Annotated in this window: 1 protein-coding gene; it reads left to right on the top strand. The window is 39.9% G+C overall.

All coding sequences use genetic code 11. From position 1 onward, the window contains the following. Positions 1-524, top strand: a 524-nt coding sequence (locus E2R67_RS16695) for a hypothetical protein (protein WP_166739417.1), incomplete at its 5' end; no start/stop codon positions are given. Between the last annotated feature and the right edge of the window lie 88 nt (positions 525-612).

Raw genomic sequence — 612 nt, 5'->3', positions numbered from 1 at the left:
CTTTAATGAATACATCGATTGTTGTGTTTGATTTGATCAATGGTGAAAGCTCTGCTCATTCAGACAGAACATTTGATCCGGATGTGTCTTATACCATTTATATTCGAGTGGACTCTGATGAGCCAGTTATCAATCTGGATGATGATAATGAGTGGTTTGGTGGGGAGGATTTAGGCAGCGATGACCTTATTATTTTGGTCGGTGATGGAAGTGATGTTTTAGCACGTCTTAGTGACCCGGTAACGAGAGTTCGTTACAGTGGTCCTGGCGCAGGTTCTGGTTCTGCTACTTCCTCTGCCCCTACGGCTTATCTTACGAGAACTTATTCTTCTCGAAGGGTAAGTGCCTTTTATATTAATCTGTCTGGCGTAGGAGTACGTCAAGATCGGCTTGGCAATAAGGCTCAAGCTGATTTATGGACAGGTCAAGCATCAGGCTTATTTGACTCACATACAAGAACACTGAGTAACATTTATTTAACTACGATGCCTTCTGGAATACTGACATCTCAAGGTCTCGTTTAATTTTATTTTAAGGGTTGTTTCAGATTATTTCATGCATCTCAAACAACCCTTTTTTGTTTTTTAGATTTTAAAAGTTACAGGAAATGAT

This window comes from Psychromonas algicola (genome assembly GCF_004378355.1).
Classification (GTDB): Bacteria; Pseudomonadota; Gammaproteobacteria; order Enterobacterales; family Psychromonadaceae; genus Psychromonas.
The sequence above is the reverse complement of the archived record's forward strand: the minus strand, read 5'-3'. Positions and strand labels throughout refer to the sequence as shown.